Origin of the sequence: Bifidobacterium sp. ESL0690, from assembly GCF_029392315.1 — a bacterium.
Lineage (GTDB): Bacteria > Actinomycetota > Actinomycetes > Actinomycetales > Bifidobacteriaceae > Bifidobacterium.
This window is the reverse complement of sequence record NZ_CP113939.1, coordinates 1,388,497-1,406,829: the sequence shown is the minus strand read 5'-3', so window position 1 is coordinate 1,406,829 and position 18,333 is coordinate 1,388,497. Positions and strand designations below refer to the sequence as shown.

The following is an 18,333-nucleotide window of genomic DNA, read 5'->3' as shown; positions in this document are numbered from 1 at the left end:
AAATGAGCACTGTGAAAAGGGGAACGGATGCCATTGGTGCGGATATTGATGTGCACCATGACTTGAAGGACGAGCAGAAAGCCGAGGTGCTGATTGAAGCACTGCCGTGGCTCGAGGAATTCGCCGGCCAGCGCATCGTCGTGAAATACGGCGGCAACGCGATGGTCGACGAACATCTTAAGCGTTGCTTCGCCGAGGATATGGTCTTTCTGCGGCAGGTCGGCATGCACCCGATTGTCGTTCACGGGGGAGGGCCGCAGATTTCCGGCATGCTCAAAGACCTCGGTATTCATTCGGAATTCAAAGCTGGACTGCGCGTCACGACACCGGAAATCATGAAGGTGGTGCGGATGATTCTTACCGGCTCGGTTTCACGCGAACTCATCGGGCTCATCAACGCGCACGGCCCACATGCCGTCGGGCTTTCCGGCGAGGACGGGTCGTTGTTCGGGGCGAAGCGGTACCGCCCGGTCATCGATGGGAAGGAAACCGACATCGGATTGGTGGGCGAAGTTACGGAAGTCAACCCTTCGGCGGTGGAGAGCCTGATCGAACAGAACCGGATTCCCGTGGTCTCTTCGATTGCGCCGAACGCCGATGACCCTACCCAGGTTTTCAACGTGAACGCCGATTCCGCGGCGGCCGCGCTTGCGGTGGCTCTGCATGCCCGAAAACTCGTCATTCTAACGGACGTCGATGGGCTCTATGCCGATTGGCCCGATAAGAATTCGCTGATCAGTTCCATCGGCGTCGACCGCCTGAGCGAGGTATTACCAAAGCTGCAAAGCGGGATGGTGCCGAAAATGCGTGCCTGCGTGCGCGCCTTGGACGGCGGGGTGCCGCGTGCGCATATCATCGATGGCCGTCAGCCCCACTCGATCCTCAACGAGGTGTTTACCGGCGCCGGCATCGGAACGATGGTCGTGCCCGGCAATGGGATGAAACTACGGCGAAAATAAAAGCACGTCGTGAAATCGCAACGTAATTATGACGTTTATTGACAGTTATGAAAAAGATAACATCACTGCATTAATGTAATGCAAAAATAAACTTGGAAAGTACGGCAACATGAACAACGATAATCAAAACAAGGCAGATGTTGAAGCTGCGAACAAAAACACCGATTCCGCAACGACGGCAATCGGTCCCGAAAGTGAACAATGGATCGATACCTATGAACAGGTGCATACGCACGCTTTCGGCACTCCGTTGCGAGTGATGGACCACGGCAAAGGCATGCATGTCTGGGACATCGATGGCAACGAATACCTCGATTTTCTCGCCGGCATCGCCGTCAATTCGCTGGGTTACGCTCATCCCAAATGGGTGAAGGCGGTAAGCGAACAGGCCGGGGAAGTCGCGCATATCAGCAATTATTTCGCTTCCGTTCCGCAGATCAAGTTGGCGGAAAAGTTTTTACAGATTTCTGGCGCACCTGAAGGCTCGCGCGTTTATTTCGGCAATTCAGGGGCCGAAGGTAACGAGGCCGCGATGAAAATGGCCAAGCTTTACGGCAAGACGCTGCCGGGCGGCGACCCCGAACATGGCGGTGCCCCGGCTCGAATCCTTGCCCTGACCAAAGGATTCCACGGGCGGACGATGGGTGCCTTGAGTGCTACGTGGAAGCTTTCGATCCGCGAACCTTACAATCCGCTGCTTCCGGCGGTTCAATTCGTCGAAGCCGGCGACCTTGACGCCATGCAGGCCGCCTTCGACCAGACCGGCAAAGACGGCGTCGGCCCGGTGGCCGGAGTGATGCTCGAACTCATCCAGGGCGAGGCCGGCGTGCGCCCGCTTGACCCGGAGTATGTCAAAGGCGTCCGCAAACTGTGCGATCAACATCACGCTCTGATGATCATCGACGAAGTGCAAACCGGCATCGGGCGCACCGGCAAATGGTTCGCCTTCCAGCGCGACGACCTTTCCGGCGGCATCACACCCGACATCATCACCTTCGCCAAAGGCGTGGCCGGCGGCTTCCCAATGGGTGGCATGATCGCGTTCGGCAAGCCGCTCGCATCCCTCTTTTCGCCAGGACTCCACGGCTCGACTTTCGCTGGCGGCCCGCTGGCGACCACAGCCGGATTGACCACGTTGCAGGTCATCGACGAAGAAAATCTGGTGACCAACGCCGAAGCCCGTGGCAACCAACTTCGTGAAGCCGTGATGGCTTGTGGCAACCCGCTGTTCGTCTCGGTTCGTGGCCGTGGCCTGCTCAACGCCATCCAGCTGGCGCATCCGTGCTCACACGCCGCCATGAACTGGGCCCTGGACCATGGCCTTATCGTCAACGCGGTCGCTCCCGATGCCCTGCGCCTTGCCCCGCCGCTCATCGTCAGCAGCGCCGACGTTGACGAGGCCGTATCGATTCTCGCTCAAATCCCAGCAGACCTTCCAGATGACTGATTTGGACATTCGTGTGTGCCGGCATTTATTCAGTGCCGGTTTCATTCCAGGTAGCGTGTCAGGCGAGTGAAATCGTACATTGACAATCAAGATATTCCAGATTTTAGTCGATTTCGATAGTTTAAAATAATATTTTTCTAGCATATATACCAATATGTGGATAGAAAATGTAATATTTCAGTTTTATGCGGTATATTTTAATGGTCAAATCAGTAAAAAGGAGATGGTTATGGCAGGTCAACTTCGGCATATGCTCCGTGATGATGATGTGAACCACGACGAGCAGAAGGAAATTCTGGAACTGGGTATGAAGTTCTGGAAAGATCGCTATTATCGCCGTCCCTTTGAGGGGCCGCAGGGTGTCGCGGTGATTTTCGACAAGCCCAGCACGCGCACACGTTCCAGTTTTTCTGTGGGTGTCGCCGAGCTTGGCGGTTATCCGTTGGTCATCGACAAGTCCGGTTCCCAGCTCGGTCGTGGCGAGCCGGTGGCCGATACGGCACGCGTGCTCACCCGCATGACCAGCGCCATCGTCTGGCGTACCTTCGGCCAGGACCGCGTGGAAACGATGGCGAAATATGCCACCGTCCCCGTCGTCAACGCTTTGACCGACCAGTTCCATCCCTGCCAGATTCTTGCCGATTTCCTCACCATCGCGCAGCATCGCGGGGGAGTCGACGCGCTTGCCGGCCAGACCATCGCCTACTTGGGCGACGCGGCCAACAACATGTCGAACTCCTATCTGCTCGGAGGCGCGACCGCAGGCATGAACGTGCGCGTGGCGGGCCCGCAAGGCTTCCTTCCCGATCCGCAGATTGTCGCGGATGCCAAGCGAATAGCGGCGCAGACAGGCGGTTCGATTCTGGTAACCACCGACGCGCGCGAGGCTGTGGCCGATGCCGACTGCATCTTCACCGATACGTGGGTGTCGATGGGCGAGGAAAGCGAGTACGCCGTGCGCTCCAAGCCGTTCTGGGATTATCAGGTCAACGACGAGTTGATGAAACTCGCCAAGCCTGATGCGCTTTTCCAGCATTGCCTGCCGGCCTACCGTGGCAAGGAAGTCACGGCAAGCGTTATCGACGGCCCGCAATCGGTGGTCTGGGAAGAGGCCGAAAACCGACTTCACGCGCAGAAGGCTTTGCTGACTTGGCTGATTGGAACATTGCGAGACGACAAGGAAATGCTCAAATGAACGATACTGAAGGTAGTCATATTACGGCCGATACCAAGCGTGATTCGGCCGCTTCCGCAGTCAATTTGCAAGGTAAGGAACAAGTCGGGGAAACCAAGCTCCAGCATCCGACCAACCGAACGGCCAGGCTCAGCGTCATCCAGGAGATTCTTTCCAACGCCGTGGTCTCCTCGCAGGGTCAGCTCCTTGGTTTGCTTGCCGAACGTGGCATCGAGGTAACCCAGGCCACGCTCAGCCGTGATTTGGACGAGATGAAAGCGGTCAAAACGCGGCTGAAAACCGGAGAAATGGCTTATACGCTGGGTGTCGAGCCCGAATTCGACGACGTTACGGCCGAGAAAATCGACCAGCAGCTTTCCCGCGGTCTTTCGGGATTGATTACTTCCGCAGCGGCTGCACGCAATCTGGTCATCGTCCACACGCCTTCCGGCGCGGCTCAATACATGGCCAGCGTCATCGACAAGCAGCCGATTGACGGGATTTTGGGAACGGTCGCCGGCGACGATACGGTGCTTCTGGTCTGCAACGACGACGAGGCCGCCGCCGGACGCGTGCAATGGCTGCTTGACATTGTTTCGCGGGGCCAAGGTACCGCAAGAAATTAGAAAATAACGATTCGATAGAAAAAGTATTGATATTCTCTCGAGTGCTGTCTCAAAGTTTGGACACAGTAGCATTCTGATTGAATATTTATACGAAATCGTGTATATATAATTGTATAAAGCTTTGAAGAAAGGGCTGTCATGAGCGATAAGAACCGCATCGTACTCGCATATTCCGGAGGTCTCGATACTTCCGTTGCCATTCCATACCTGAAGGAGCGCACCGGCAAGGATGTCGTCGCTGTTTCATTGGATGTCGGCCAGGGCGGCGAAAGCCTTGAAACCATCCGTCAGCGTGCATTGGCCTGCGGTGCCGTCGAGGCGTACGTGGTTGATGCCCGTGAGGAATTCGCCAAGGAATACTGCATGCTCGCGCTGAAAGCCAATGCCAAGTACGAAGGCGTCTATCCACTGGTTTCCGCCATTTCTCGTCCGTTGATTTCCAAGCATCTCGTGCGTGCCGCCCACCAGTTCGGCGCGGACACCATTTCGCACGGCTGCACCGGCAAGGGCAACGATCAGGTACGTTTCGAGGTCTCCATCGCCTCAATCGACCCGAACCTGAAGGCCATCAGCCCGATTCGTGACCTTTCGCTCACTCGCGACGTCGAAATCCAATTCGCCAAGGACCACAAGCTGCCGATCACCCAGACCGAAAAGAGCCCGTATTCCATCGATCAGAACGTCTGGGGCCGCGCCATCGAAACCGGCTTCCTCGAGGATCCGTGGAACGGACCGACCAAGGACTGCTATACCTACACCGACGATCCGGCGTTCCCGCCGGTCGAAGATGAGGTCGTCATCGAATTCAAGCAGGGCGTGCCGGTGAAGATTGACGGCAAGGACGTCACCCCGCTGCAGGCCATCGAAGAGATGAACCGCCGCGCCGGAGCCCAAGGCATCGGCCGCATCGACATTATTGAAGACCGCCTGGTCGGCATCAAGTCCCGTGAGCTCTACGAAGCTCCCGGTGCCGTGGCGCTTATCGCCGCGCACGTAGAACTTGAGAACTGCTGCCTCGAACGCGAACAGCACCGCATCAAGCGTGACATCGACAAGCGCTGGGCCGAGCTGGTTTACGACGCACAATGGTTCTCGCCCGCGGTTCGTTCGTTGAACGCCTTCATTGAAGACACGCAGCGCTACGTTTCAGGCGAAATCCGCATGGTCATGCACGGGGGGCGCGCGGTGGTCACCGGCCGTCGCAGCGATTCCTCGCTCTACGACTACAAGCTCGCCACCTACGATTCCGGCGACACCTACGACCAGAACGCCTCCAACGGATTCATCTCGATCTACGGCCTGCCCGACAAGGTCGCCGCCGCCCGCGATGTGAAATTCGGTAACGGCATCGAAGTGCCGGACAACTCCGTCGAGTGATTCCAACGAATAATCCTGTCGACTAAAAAACAAAGTCTCGTTATGAGGAGCTATTGCTTTTCATAACGAGACTTTGTTTATGAATCACACAAAGTGATCAACCACAAAGTGATCAACCACAAAGTGATCAACCACAAAGTGATCAACCACAAAGTGATCAACCACAAAGTGATCAACCGCAAAGTATGTGGGTGCCAGCGCGTGGGTTTGTTGTTGGTTGTGTTGGTTGCGCGCTGACACCCGGTTGGGGTTCCCGTCCTGACCCAGCTAATGAATATCCGAGTCAGAACGGGAAGTATTGTTTAGTGGCGCCGTCAGCGTCGGCTGCTTATGGCAGCCCGCTGCTTTTGGCCGTGGAGCCACTTGGTCACGATGAGCATGACGCCAATGGCGAGCAAGAGCAGGAACATTCGCCGTCCCGGCTCGCCGGTGAAGGGGAGCGCATGCGCATACAGGCCTTGGATAAGAACGTTCGTCTCGGTGGTTGCGCTGGTGACGACGCTACCCGCCGTCCGCCACGGGTCGCTGGTGGTCAGCGTGGCGCTGAGATCGTAGCGTCCTTTCCGCGGTATATCGGCTTGCTGGATGATGTGAGTGGACTCGTGAGTGGTGTTCCCATCCCAGGTGCCTGCACCTACGGTGTCGTCCCAGCAGCTCTGCGTGCCTCCGGCCGTGGGTTGGATGCAATAGTGGATTTTGTCGCCCATCGCCATTGGCTTGCTTGTGGCTGTAAGCGAGACAGTGTTGTCTCCATTTCTGGTGGCGGTGATGGACGGCGCCGCGACCGTGTGCCATACGGCATAGAGGGTGGTGGATTTTCCGCCGGTGGTGGTGCCGGCCAGCGTTTTGCCTGGGTTATACGTCGCGTCGGGATTGGAGGCGCTGGCACTTTCCGCCCATCCGGTGAACACGTCGTGTGGCCCCTTGGTGGGGATGGAGCTGGTGGAGATGGCCGTCACCGTGTGACCGCTGGTGCTGTCGGCGAACGCGGTGAAGCCTGCAGGAGCGCCGGTGCCGCCGTTCGCATCGAACTCCACTTTGGCGTATGACAGATAGCCTGTTTGCGTTACACTGCCGCCGGAAACAGTGTTGTGAGTGTTTGGATCAGACACGTTCGTTGAAGAGGCCGTCAACGAGTATTGTGCTCCTGGATTCGGCTGCAAACCAACAACTGATTCCCCGGTCACTGTGCAGGTGCCGTTGCTGCATTCCCATTCGTGGTTGAGGCCGCTGGTGAGCTTGGACGCGTCAGTGGCTGTCACATCGAAGGTGGTGTCGCCATTGGAAGCCACATGAGTCTTGGGCGTGCTAATGCGGGGGGTGATGGCCCGCCACTGGGCGTGCAAGACCAGGACGCGCCGGGGCGAATACTCGCCCTGCCTCAGGGAGATGGTCTGCCCCTGCTCGACGGTGTCGCCATGGTCGTCCGTCCACTTGTCAAACAGGCTATGGGGCTTGTTGGTGCGCAGCACGTCGGCCTGGGGCACCGTGAGCGTCTTCGGTCCGGTGCTTGTGTCGACGATGATGGGCATGGCCTCGGTGGTGCCCCCGTTCGGGCCTACCTCGAGGATGAGGCCGGGTAGGGTCCTGTCGACATAAATACCCTCCGGATTCGAGGAGGAGACGCGTGCGGCCAGGGCCGCGGTGCCGGGGAACTCCTCGGCCACCGTCGCATCGGTGCCCGTTCCGCTGAGCCTGTCCCATGTGATTGACGGCGAGACCAGGGCGAACGCGTCCGTTGTCAGCTTGGTTTTCTTGCCGAGTTCGAGCATCCGCAACCCATTTGGCAGCATTTGGCTCATGTTAGTGCCGACTTTGCTGGTGTCCCAGCCGGAGAGGTTCAGGGTGGTCAGGCCGGTGTCGCCCTGGAACATGCTGGCCATGTTGGTGACCCGGCTGGTGTCCCAGCCGGAGAGGTCGAGGGTGGTCAGGGCGGCGTCGCTGGCGAACATGCTGGCCATGCTGGTGGCGTGGCTGGTGTCGAAGCCGGTGAGGTTGATGTTGGCGAGTTTCGGGTTGTCGTAGAACACGGCGTTCATGTTGACGCCGGTGTCGGGCCCGTTGTGGGTCCAGGTGTTCAGCCCGGTGATGGTGGTGAGCTCCGGGTTGTTGTAGAACAGGAAGGTCATGTTGGTGGTTTTGCCGGTGTCCCACCCGGTCACGTCCACGCTCTGCAGGTTCGGGAAGCCGGAGATCCATTGGTTCATGCTGGTCACGGTGCCGGTGTTCCAGGTGGACAGGTCCAGGCTCTTCAGGTTCGCGATCGTCCTGAGGATGCTCAGGCCGGTGAAGAACCCGCCGGTCCACCCCGCCGTCCTCACCGTCGTCAGGGCGGGCGTGTTGGAGAACATCTGGCCGTAGCCGTTGCTGTCGATGATGGCCTGGAAGCCCCAGCCGGACAGGTCGAGGGTGGTCAGCGCCGAGTCGTTCTGGAACATGTTGGTCATGTTCGCGACTTTGCTGGTGTCCCAGCCGGAGAGGTTCAGGGTGGTCAGGCCGGTGTCGCCCTGGAACATGCTGGCCATGTTGGTGACCCGGCTGGTGTCCCAGCCGGAGAGGTCGAGGGTGGTCAGGGCGGCGTCGCTGGCGAACATGCTGGCCATGCTGGTGGCGTGGCTGGTGTCGAAGCCGGTGAGGTTGATGTTGGCGAGTTTCGGGTTGTCGTAGAACACGGCGTTCATGTTGACGCCGGTGTCGGGCCCGTTGTGGGTCCAGGTGTTCAGCCCGGTGATGGTGGTGAGCTCCGGGTTGTTGTAGAACAGGAAGGTCATGTTGGTGGTTTTGCCGGTGTCCCACCCGGTCACGTCCACGCTCTGCAGGTTCGGGAAGCCGGAGATCCATTGGTTCATGCTGGTCACGGTGCCGGTGTTCCAGGTGGACAGGTCCAGGCTCTTCAGGTTCGCGATCGTCCTGAGGATGCTCAGGCCGGTGAAGAACCCGCCGGTCCACCCCGCCGTCCTCACCGTCGTCAGGGCGGGCGTGTTGGAGAACATCTGGCCGTAGCCGTTGCTGTCGATGATGGCCTGGAAGCCCCAGCCGGACAGGTCGAGGGTGGTCAGCGCCGAGTCGTTCTGGAACATGTTGGTCATGTTCGCGACTTTGCTGGTGTCCCAGCCGGAGAGGTTCAGGGTGGTCAGGCCGGTGTCGCCCTGGAACATGCTGGCCATGTTGGTGACCCGGCTGGTGTCCCAGCCGGAGAGGTCGAGGGTGGTCAGGGCGGCGTCGCTGGCGAACATGCTGGCCATGCTGGTGGCGTGGCTGGTGTCGAAGCCGGTGAGGTTGATGTTGGCGAGTTTCGGGTTGTCGTAGAACACGGCGTTCATGTTGACGCCGGTGTCGGGCCCGTTGTGGGTCCAGGTGTTCAGCCCGGTGATGGTGGTGAGCTCCGGGTTGTTGTAGAACAGGAAGGTCATGTTGGTGGTTTTGCCGGTGTCCCACCCGGTCACGTCCACGCTCTGCAGGTTCGGGAAGCCGGAGATCCATTGGTTCATGCTGGTCACGGTGCCGGTGTTCCAGGTGGACAGGTCCAGGCTCTTCAGGTTCGCGATCGTCCTGAGGATGCTCAGGCCGGTGAAGAACCCGCCGGTCCACCCCGCCGTCCTCACCGTCGTCAGGGCGGGCGTGTTGGAGAACATCTGGCCGTAGCCGTTGCTGTCGATGATGGCCTGGAAGCCCCAGCCGGACAGGTCGAGGGTGGTCAGCGCCGAGTCGTTCTGGAACATGTTGGTCATGTTCGCGACTTTGCTGGTGTCCCAGCCGGAGAGGTTCAGGGTGGTCAGGCCGGTGTCGCCCTGGAACATGCTGGCCATGTTGGTGACCCGGCTGGTGTCCCAGCCGGAGAGGTCGAGGGTGGTCAGGGCGGCGTCGCTGGCGAACATGCTGGCCATGCTGGTGGCGTGGCTGGTGTCGAAGCCGGTGAGGTTGATGTTGGCGAGTTTCGGGTTGTCGTAGAACACGGCGTTCATGTTGACGCCGGTGTCGGGCCCGTTGTGGGTCCAGGTGTTCAGCCCGGTGATGGTGGTGAGCTCCGGGTTGTTGTAGAACAGGAAGGTCATGTTGGTGGTTTTGCCGGTGTCCCACCCGGTCACGTCCACGCTCTGCAGGTTCGGGAAGCCGGAGATCCATTGGTTCATGCTGGTCACGGTGCCGGTGTTCCAGGTGGACAGGTCCAGGCTCTTCAGGTTCGCGATCGTCCTGAGGATGCTCAGGCCGGTGAAGAACCCGCCGGTCCACCCCGCCGTCCTCACCGTCGTCAGGGCGGGCGTGTTGGAGAACATCTGGCCGTAGCCGTTGCTGTCGATGATGGCCTGGAAGCCCCAGCCGGACAGGTCGAGGGTGGTCAGCGCCGAGTCGTTCTGGAACATGTTGGTCATGTTCGCGACTTTGCTGGTGTCCCAGCCGGAGAGGTTCAGGGTGGTCAGGCCGGTGTCGCCCTGGAACATGCTGGCCATGTTGGTGACCCGGCTGGTGTCCCAGCCGGAGAGGTCGAGGGTGGTCAGGGCGGCGTCGCTGGCGAACATGCTGGCCATGCTGGTGGCGTGGCTGGTGTCGAAGCCGGTGAGGTTGATGTTGGCGAGTTTCGGGTTGTCGTAGAACACGGCGTTCATGTTGACGCCGGTGTCGGGCCCGTTGTGGGTCCAGGTGTTCAGCCCGGTGATGGTGGTGAGCTCCGGGTTGTTGTAGAACAGGAAGGTCATGTTGGTGGTTTTGCCGGTGTCCCACCCGGTCACGTCCACGCTGGTCAGCAGGGGGTTGCCAGCGAACATGTTGGTCATGGTGCCGACGAGGATCGCCTTGCCGCTCGATGCTGTGGTGAGGTTGGTGAGGTTGGGCCAGGATTGGAATGCGCCGGATGTCCTGATGGTGATGGTGCCGTTGATGACGACTGTGGTGGTGCTGTTGATGACGCTGCTGCCAAAAGCGTTCTGGCTGGTGGTCGAGTTGGTGTCGCCAGCTCCTATGGTTAGCTTGCAGTCGCCGTCTAGCGTCCAAGGGGCAGCGCCCCATGTGCCGTTGTTTGGCGTACATGAAGACTGTGGGCCTACTACAGGTTGTTCTCGGGTGAGTCGGGAAGATGTCTGGTTGTTCTGACGGTTGCTTGCTGCTTGAGGGGTTGGTACTGCGTTTGATTGATCGGCTGAATTGATGTAACGACTGATGTCCGGTTTGCCAGTACCTAAGGTTTGCTTGACCGGATGTATGGATTGCGTTCGAGGGGTGTTGCTCACGTGGTGATGGTCACGAAGCGAATGATTATGATTGGAAGCGACTGTGCTGGAAGTGTTTTGTTGATTAGATACTAACGAATGGATAAGTCTCGCGGGGGGGGGGTAGAAGTTATGGTCATTGCAATACATATCATATATGTTGCAATACTTTCGAAAACACCCATAACCAAATCCTCTCCTTCGAATGCGGCAATACAAATTACTTGCGATATGTCGCAATGCATGACTCTTGTTGTCCGTAACTTTAGTCATACACGTTGGACAAAGAGTTATACAGAACATTGATACGATGTATATGAAATGAGGTAAATCCTTATTTTAAACCTAATTTGAAACTAGCTAACACTGCAGAATCAGCAGAAATATCGTATTTAACAGAGCTTCTTGTAGCAGCCTTTGTTTATGCCCTTTTGATTGAGTGATTTGCTCAGGGAACGGGCAGGCTACAATCTAAAGCGGGAATGTGCAGCGTGTCCTGGGCGTGTCTCACAGGAAAACGGATTGACAGATTGAAGGGAAACAAATCATGTCGCAACAAGGCAAAAATGACGAGCATCTGGCGCTGTGGGGCGGACGGTTTAAGTCCGGGCCTTCGCCGGAGTTGGCACGGCTTTCGAAGTCGACGCAGTTTGATTGGCGGCTGGCCGATGACGATATCGCCGGGTCGCGGGCGCATGCTCGAGCGCTCGGCAAGGCTGGGTTGTTGAGCGATGACGAGCTGAAGCGGATGGAAGATGCACTCAACAAGCTGCAGAAGCTCGTGGATTCCGGGGAGTTTGCTCCTGTTGAAGACGATGAGGACGAAGCTACGGCGTTGGAGCGTGGGCTGCTTGAGATCGCGGGGGACGAGCTCGGCGGCAAACTGCGTGCCGGACGTTCCCGCAACGACCAGATTGCTTGCCTTATCCGCATGTGGCTGCGTCGTCATGCCCGCACGGTCGCCGGTTTGGTGCTTGGTGTGGTTGACGCGCTGATTGGTCAGGCCGAGAAGGCCGGGGAAGCGGTGATGCCCGGGCGCACGCATATGCAGCACGCTCAGCCTGTCCTGCTCGCTCACCAGCTGATGGCACACGTTTGGCCGTTGCTACGCGACGTTGATCGGCTTGCCGATTGGGACAAGCGCATGGACGAAAGCCCCTACGGTTCAGGGGCATTAGCAGGCAACACGCTGGGACTTGACCCTGAAGCCGTGGCTCACGAGCTCGGTTTCTCACGCGTTACTGCCAATTCGATCGACGGCACTGCAAGCCGCGATTTGGTAGCCGAATTCTCGTTTATCGCCGCGATGATCGGCGTTGACCTGAGCCGCCTGAGCGAGGAAATCATTATCTGGAACACGCAGGAATTCGCTTTCGTCCGTCTCGATGACGCCTATTCCACCGGCTCTTCGATCATGCCGCAGAAGAAGAACCCGGATATCGCCGAACTCACACGAGGCAAGTCCGGCCGTCTTATCGGCGACTTGACCGGTTTGATGGCCACGCTCAAAGGCTTGCCGACGGCCTACGCCCGCGATCTTCAGGAAGACAAGGAGGCCGTGTTCGACCAGGTCGACACACTCGAAACCCTGTTGCCCGCGTTCGCCGGCATGGTGCACACAATGGTTTTCGACCTCGACCGGCTCAAAGCCCAAGCGCCTACCGGTTTCGCCCTGGCCACCGACATCGCCGAATGGCTCGTCAAGCAGGGTGTCCCGTTCCGCCACGCCCATGAGCTTTCCGGTGCCTGCGTCCAGCTGGCCGAGGGCCGTGGAGTTGAGCTCTGGGATCTGACCGATGACGATTTCGTGACTGTGTTCAAAGACTTCCTGCCCGCCGACAAGGCTCCGCAAGTGCGTAAGGTCCTTTCGGTGGAGGGATCCGTCGATCAGCGCGACGGCAAGGGCGGTACCGCTCCGGTACGTGTTCGTGAGCAGATTGCCGAAGCCAAGCGGTTCGCTGCAAAGGCCAAAGCATTTGCCGATTCGGTCAGCGATGGCCCGGCCTACGTGAAACCAGACACATTGCGGTGAATGCTATTGCTTTGTTTTGGCCGTTCCGTATCGGTTGATTGTTGGAACATGGTCATATGCAATCGCGTTCTTCGACAGGCTTAACCTAGGTTTACAAAATTTGTGTTATTTACTAAAACGTGACATACTGGATGTATGATGCTTGAAAATAAAGTAATAGATTGCGCAAATAATAATAACGGAATCGTGACAGTAATGGATATGAAGCGATTTGGTTTCAATGAATCGTCGCTCCGTCAGTACGTTCGCCGTCACCCCGACATGTTCAACAAACGCGGTTCGGGCGTATACGAAGTCATCGATGATCGCGTATCTGTTGATCCACGAGATGCCGCTTATGCTTCGGCTTTGGCGCTGGCGGGTGAAGGTGCCTATCTTACAGGCTCTTCGGTGTTGGATTTTTATAACCTCGCCAACGCCAATCCTGTGCAAACGACAGTGAAGACGCCTCATCATATTTCAAAACGTTTACCTTCTTGGCTCCATGTGGTCACTGTAAGGGAGAAGCATCCTGTGGACATCGTGCGTGGCATACGTCTGCAAAATCTGTTTGACGCGTTTCGTGAAGCCAAGGACACAAGGTTGGACTATCGCTTTGACGCTATTTCCGACGCGGAGCAGCGCAATCTTTTGCCTGCTTATTTGGCTGACCGATTGCGTGATGATTTCACTGGAATGATGACGACAAGGGCGTGATGGTGCGAAAAAGTAATGTTGCAGTGCAAGGCGACTACCCTACCGAGGCCAAGGCATTCGCCGATTCCATCAGCGACGGCCCGGCCTACGTGAAACCAGACACATTGCGGTGATTTTCGGCATCTCCTTGAGTACGATGGCATGTTGAAAGCACGACAATACGAAAGGCGTGAGTAGGCATGACGTTGGGTATCGGGACTCCATTGGCGGCAATCGAGGCGATTCGGGCGAAGCATACGATTCATCTCGCCGAGGCGCCTGGTGGAGAGCCGTTCGGTGTCCGGAAATTCGATGGGTCAACGTCTGATGATGTCAAACCTCTGAGCGTGTGCGCAATAGGTGATTCCATGGTGGCTGCTTGCGGTACACAAGACCAACAGGAAGGTCTCATACCTGACTTGGCGCAAGGATTTGCGCAAGCTTTCAAGCGTGACGTTCGATGGGAAGCGCACGGCAAACTTGGTGCCACGATGCGGCGCGTCCGCTACCGTCTGCTTCCCGAAGTGTTGAAAAGCGGCAAGAAGTTCGATATCTTGGTGATTTGCGCCGGGTCCAACGACATCATGGCCAATCGTACGTTGGACGAATGGCGTGCCGACCTTTCCGCTGTCCTTGATGAAGCCAAGCCGTTAAGCGATCATATTGTTGTCCTGAGCCCCGGCCAGATGCAGCACGAGCCGTCGCTTGGCAAGGCATTGCGTTGTGCGCTCGAACACGAGATGGACGAGCAGGCTGCGGTCAGCAAGGAAGTCTGCGCAGAACACAACGCCAGGTATGTCGATATGATCCATGAAAACGTGCACGCCGACGCGCCCGATTTCTTCTCGCCCGACCATTTCCATCCCAGTGCAAAAGGTTACAGCTATATGGTTGCAGGCGTAATCGCAAAGCTCGGAACCACGTTCGTGCAGGAACTTGCCGCCGCATAACGTTCGGCTCGTCTTTCATGTATTTAATGCCGACATAAGTTATCGTAAAATGTTATTGATTTTGTGATAACAAATACAATAACGATACAAGCCCAAATCCCGTATCGACTTTGTTATTGCTGTGTCGCCGTCATCTGCGAAAATGGATTGGTTCAGGAGTCGTTCGGCTCCGGTTGTTTTGATACAAAAGAATAGGGGAATACGGTTATGGCTCACGTCACCAATTTCAAGGAAGCGGGATTCGACTCCGTCTTCGATGAATTGAACTGGCGCGGGTTGATTTCCCAGTCCACGGACCGGGATCAGCTCGCCAAAGCGTTGAACGGCGGGCCGATTACCTATTATTGCGGTTTCGACCCCACCGCGGCATCGCTGCATATCGGCAATCTCGTACAGCTGATCAACATGCGTCATCTGCAGGAGGCGGGCCATCATCCGATTGCGGTGGTCGGCGGCGCCACCGGTCTGATCGGCGACCCGCGCCAAAGCGGCGAACGTACGCTCAATCCGAAGGACGTCGTCGAAGGCTGGGCCCGCAGGTTGAAGAAGCAGATCGGCACGATTCTCGTGACCGATGGCGACAACCCGGTGCGCTTCGTTTCCAATTATGACTGGACCGCGAATATGTCGGTCATCGATTTCCTGCGCGACGTCGGCAAGAACTTCCGCATGGGCACGATGCTGGCCAAAGATACGGTGTCCAGAAGGCTTAAGAGCGAGGAAGGTATCTCCTTCACCGAATTCAGCTATCAGGTCCTGCAGGGCAACGATTTCCTGCATCTTTACGACACATATAACTGCACCCTGCAGCTCGGCGGCTCCGACCAGTGGGGCAACCTCACCAGCGGCCTCGACCTTATTCGCAAGGTGCGCGGCGAGAGCGTCAACGTGTTCACCAGCCCCATCATCACCGACAGCCAAGGCAAGAAATTCGGCAAGTCCGAAGGCAACGCCATGTGGCTCGACCCGACGATGCTCAGCCCGTACAAGTTCTATCAGTTCTGGTACAACCAGCCCGACGGCGAGATGCTGAAGCTGCTGAAGGCGTTCACTTTCCTGCCCAAGGACGAAATCGAGCGGCTCGCGCACGAGGCTGAGGTCAACCCTGGTGCGCGTGAAGCGCAGAAGGCGTTGGCTTGGGAAGTCACCAGCTTCGTGCACGGCGAGAAGACCACGCAGGAAGCGATTGACGCGGCTTCGGCACTTTTCGGACGCGGGGGCGATTTGAAATCGATTTCCTCCGACATGCTGGAATCTTCCATCGATGGCCTCAAGATCGAAAATGAGGAAGGCGAGAAGGTCTTCGCCAAGGCCGTTGTCGGCGAACGTGTGGCTCAGGCCGCCGTTTCCGCGGGACTGTTCAAGTCGATTTCCGAGGCCCGTAAGACCATCAAGTCCGGCGGTGTCTACGTCAACAACGTACGCGTAGAGGACCAGGATCAGGAGCTGGCCGGCGACGACTTCCTTGCCGATCACTTTGCGTTGATCCGTCGCGGCAAGAAGGCGGTCGGAGCCGTCGAACTTGGCTGACAGCAAGCTTCAACCAAGCCTTCATCAAGTCGATTAGAATTTATTACAAGAAAATATTTAGGATCATTCCGTTCTATCAAATATCGGGATGACCAAAACCAAGCAAAAGGTATAAGCATATGGCAGAAGAACAGCGCGGCAACCGCGACGGCAACTCATACGGTCACGGTTCGTCCCGTTCAGGCGGCGGCTATCGCGGCCACGGCGGATTCCGTGGCAATAACCATGGCGGCGGCTTCCACAAGGGTGGTCACGGCGGTTACCGCGGACATGATGACGATCGACGCGGTGGCGGCTATCGTGGCAACGGCGGACACCGTGACTTCCATCGTGACGACCGTCGTGACGGAGAACGCAGCGGTGGCTATCGCGGACACGGCGACGGAGATCGTCGTGACTTCCACCGTGACGGCGAGCGTGGCGGTTACCGCGGTGATGGAGACCGCAGGGACTTCCATCGCAACGACGACCGTCGTGGAGGCTACCGTTCCGGCGGTTATCGCGGACACGATGATGACAGGCGCGGTGGTGGCTATCGCAGCAATGGTGGCGGGCACCGTGACTTCCATCGTGACGGTGAACGCGGGGGTTATCGCGGCGGCAGCGACCGTAGGGATAACTATCGTGATGGTGATCGCAGGGACTTCCGTCGTGATGACAGGCGCGATTTCCATAAAGATGGTGACCGTAGGGACTTCCACAAGGGCGGTTACCGTCACGACGATGACAGGCGTGGCGGATATCGCGGTGGAGACGACCGTAGGGACTTCCATCGTAATGATGACCGTCGTGGAGGCTATCGTTCCGGCGGTTATCGCGGGCATGATGACGATAGGCGCGGAGGCTACCGTGGCAATGATCGTCGTGATGGCGACCGTCGTGACTTCCGTCGCAACGATGACCGCAGGGGCGGCTACAACTCCCGTGGCAACGATCGTCGTGACTTCCACCGCGACGACAGGCGTGACGGCGACCGCGGCGGATACAAGAGCTACAACAACCATCGCGACGACCGTCGTGACGACAGCCGTGGAGGATTCCACAATGACGGCCGCGACGAATACATGCACAACGGCCCACGCCGCAATTCCGACGGCACTGTCTCGTTCCCCTCGCAGAACCCGTATACCGACCGCCGTCCTGGCGAACCGCGCATGCCCAAGGGCATGGAATGGTCGATGCTTTCCAAGGACGAAAAGGAACGTCTGAGGGGACTTTCCAAGGAGCACGCCGAGAACATCGGTTTGCATATCCTCGCCGCATATTCGCTTGAGGAAAGCGATCCGAAGGCCGCACGAGACCACGCAGAATGGGTGGCCCATCAGGCTTCCCGCATCGATTTCTCCCGCGAGACGCTGGCGTTCATCGCCTACCGTCAGGGCGACTACAAGACCGCGCTGAAGGAATTCCGCACCGCGCACCGCATGAACGGCTACAACGATTATCTGCCGTTCATCGCCGACTGCGAACGAGGGCTGGGCAACCCGAAGCGCGCCATCGAAATGGCGATGTCCGACGATGCCAAGGCACTGAACGGCGAATCAAAGGCCGAAATGTTCCTGGTCTACGCCGGAGCGCTTGGCGATTTAGGGCTTTGGGACAAGGCCGTGGACGTGGTCAGCAAGCTGGCCGGCACCAAGGGGCTTCCCGGTGCCTACCGCATGCGTGCGCTGCAGGCCGAACAGTACTTCCTTGAGGAAGGCGGACGCGGGGACGAAGCCGCCGACCTCGACACCACCATCGAGCAGCTTGAAAACAAGTACGCCGACGAGGACGAGGATGATGAAGACGCCGAAGAAGTGGTCATTGACTACGATCTTGAGCGTCTGCCAGACGACATGATGGAAGAGCTCGGCATCACCGAAGACGACGCGCAGTATGCACCCGATCCGTATGAGGATGATGACGATTACGACGAGCGTGATTCAGATTCCGACGATTCCGATGATGCTCAGTCCGATGCATCTGATGACGACGATTCTGACGATTCCGAGTTTGATACGACTGATGAAGACGATTCCGATGAGGATGAATCTGATGAGGATGCTGACGATGAGGAAAGCGAAACCGATGAAGAGGTAGGAGAGGAACTGGATACGGACGCGGATACCGACGACCAGTCCCAGTCCGCTCTCGACCCGCAGACCCCAGAAGCTGAGGAAAGCGCTGAGGCCACCGCCAAGGAGAACGCCGACAGCATGGAAATCGTTGATGAATCCGGCGAACCGGACGAGTCGGCAGACTCGGTTGCCGACGAAGAAGCCCAAGGCGAAGCCGGTGAGGACGACGAGGCGGAAACCGAAGGCGATGCGGACGATGACGAGAATGAGTTGCCCGCCGAGGAAACCACCGAAGG

10 protein-coding genes and 1 pseudogene are annotated in these 18,333 nt (G+C 57.9%); 10 read left to right on the top strand and 1 reads right to left on the bottom strand.

Going from position 1 to position 18,333, the window contains the following annotated elements:
• Positions 1-2 precede the first annotated feature (2 nt).
• The 5 genes from argB to OZX62_RS05695 all read left to right on the top strand — a co-directional run bounded on the left by argB (position 3) and on the right by OZX62_RS05695 (position 5,583).
• Positions 3-959 (top strand): acetylglutamate kinase, encoded by a 957-nt coding sequence (argB, locus tag OZX62_RS05715; protein WP_277175280.1) that lies wholly within the window; start codon positions 3-5, stop codon positions 957-959.
• 109 nt (positions 960-1,068) lie between these two features.
• Positions 1,069-2,406 carry an acetylornithine transaminase gene (locus OZX62_RS05710; RefSeq protein WP_277175279.1) on the top strand — a complete coding sequence of 446 codons (1,338 nt, stop codon included), beginning with the start codon at positions 1,069-1,071 and terminating at the stop codon, positions 2,404-2,406.
• Between the two features lie 229 nt (positions 2,407-2,635).
• Positions 2,636-3,601, top strand: a complete 966-nt coding sequence (gene argF, locus OZX62_RS05705) for an ornithine carbamoyltransferase (protein ID WP_277175278.1) — start codon at positions 2,636-2,638, stop codon at positions 3,599-3,601.
• The gene (gene argR / locus OZX62_RS05700) at positions 3,598-4,206 is read left to right on the top strand and encodes an arginine repressor (RefSeq protein ID WP_277175277.1); all 609 of its coding nucleotides are present in this window, start codon (positions 3,598-3,600) and stop codon (positions 4,204-4,206) included. Before argF ends, argR begins: the two co-directional genes overlap by 4 nt.
• Positions 4,207-4,344: 138 nt before the next feature.
• Positions 4,345-5,583, top strand: coding sequence for an argininosuccinate synthase (locus OZX62_RS05695; RefSeq protein WP_277175276.1), 1,239 nt, complete (start codon positions 4,345-4,347; stop codon positions 5,581-5,583).
• 314 nt (positions 5,584-5,897) lie between these two features.
• Here OZX62_RS05695 and OZX62_RS05690 read toward each other — a convergent pair whose 3' ends face one another.
• Positions 5,898-10,811 (bottom strand): BspA family leucine-rich repeat surface protein, encoded by a 4,914-nt coding sequence (locus tag OZX62_RS05690; RefSeq protein WP_277175275.1) that lies wholly within the window; start codon positions 10,809-10,811, stop codon positions 5,898-5,900.
• Positions 10,812-11,337: 526 nt separating this feature from the next.
• Between OZX62_RS05690 and argH the strand changes: the two genes are divergently transcribed.
• From argH to OZX62_RS05665, 5 genes and pseudogenes are all read left to right on the top strand, one after another.
• Complete coding sequence (gene argH / locus OZX62_RS05685) at positions 11,338-12,822, top strand: argininosuccinate lyase (protein ID WP_277175274.1); 1,485 nt, start codon at positions 11,338-11,340, stop codon at positions 12,820-12,822.
• A gap of 135 nt (positions 12,823-12,957) precedes the next feature.
• On the top strand, positions 12,958-13,518 hold the full coding sequence (locus OZX62_RS05680; protein WP_277175273.1) for a hypothetical protein: 561 nt from the start codon (positions 12,958-12,960) through the stop codon (positions 13,516-13,518).
• A gap of 179 nt (positions 13,519-13,697) precedes the next feature.
• On the top strand, positions 13,698-14,447 hold the full coding sequence (locus OZX62_RS05675; RefSeq protein ID WP_277175272.1) for a GDSL-type esterase/lipase family protein: 750 nt from the start codon (positions 13,698-13,700) through the stop codon (positions 14,445-14,447).
• 207 nt (positions 14,448-14,654) lie between these two features.
• Complete coding sequence (gene tyrS / locus OZX62_RS05670; RefSeq protein WP_277175271.1) at positions 14,655-15,977, top strand: tyrosine--tRNA ligase; 1,323 nt, start codon at positions 14,655-14,657, stop codon at positions 15,975-15,977.
• Between the two features lie 119 nt (positions 15,978-16,096).
• Positions 16,097-18,052, top strand: a pseudogene (locus OZX62_RS05665) (hypothetical protein); the annotation flags it as partial.
• Positions 18,053-18,333: the final 281 nt, after the last annotated feature.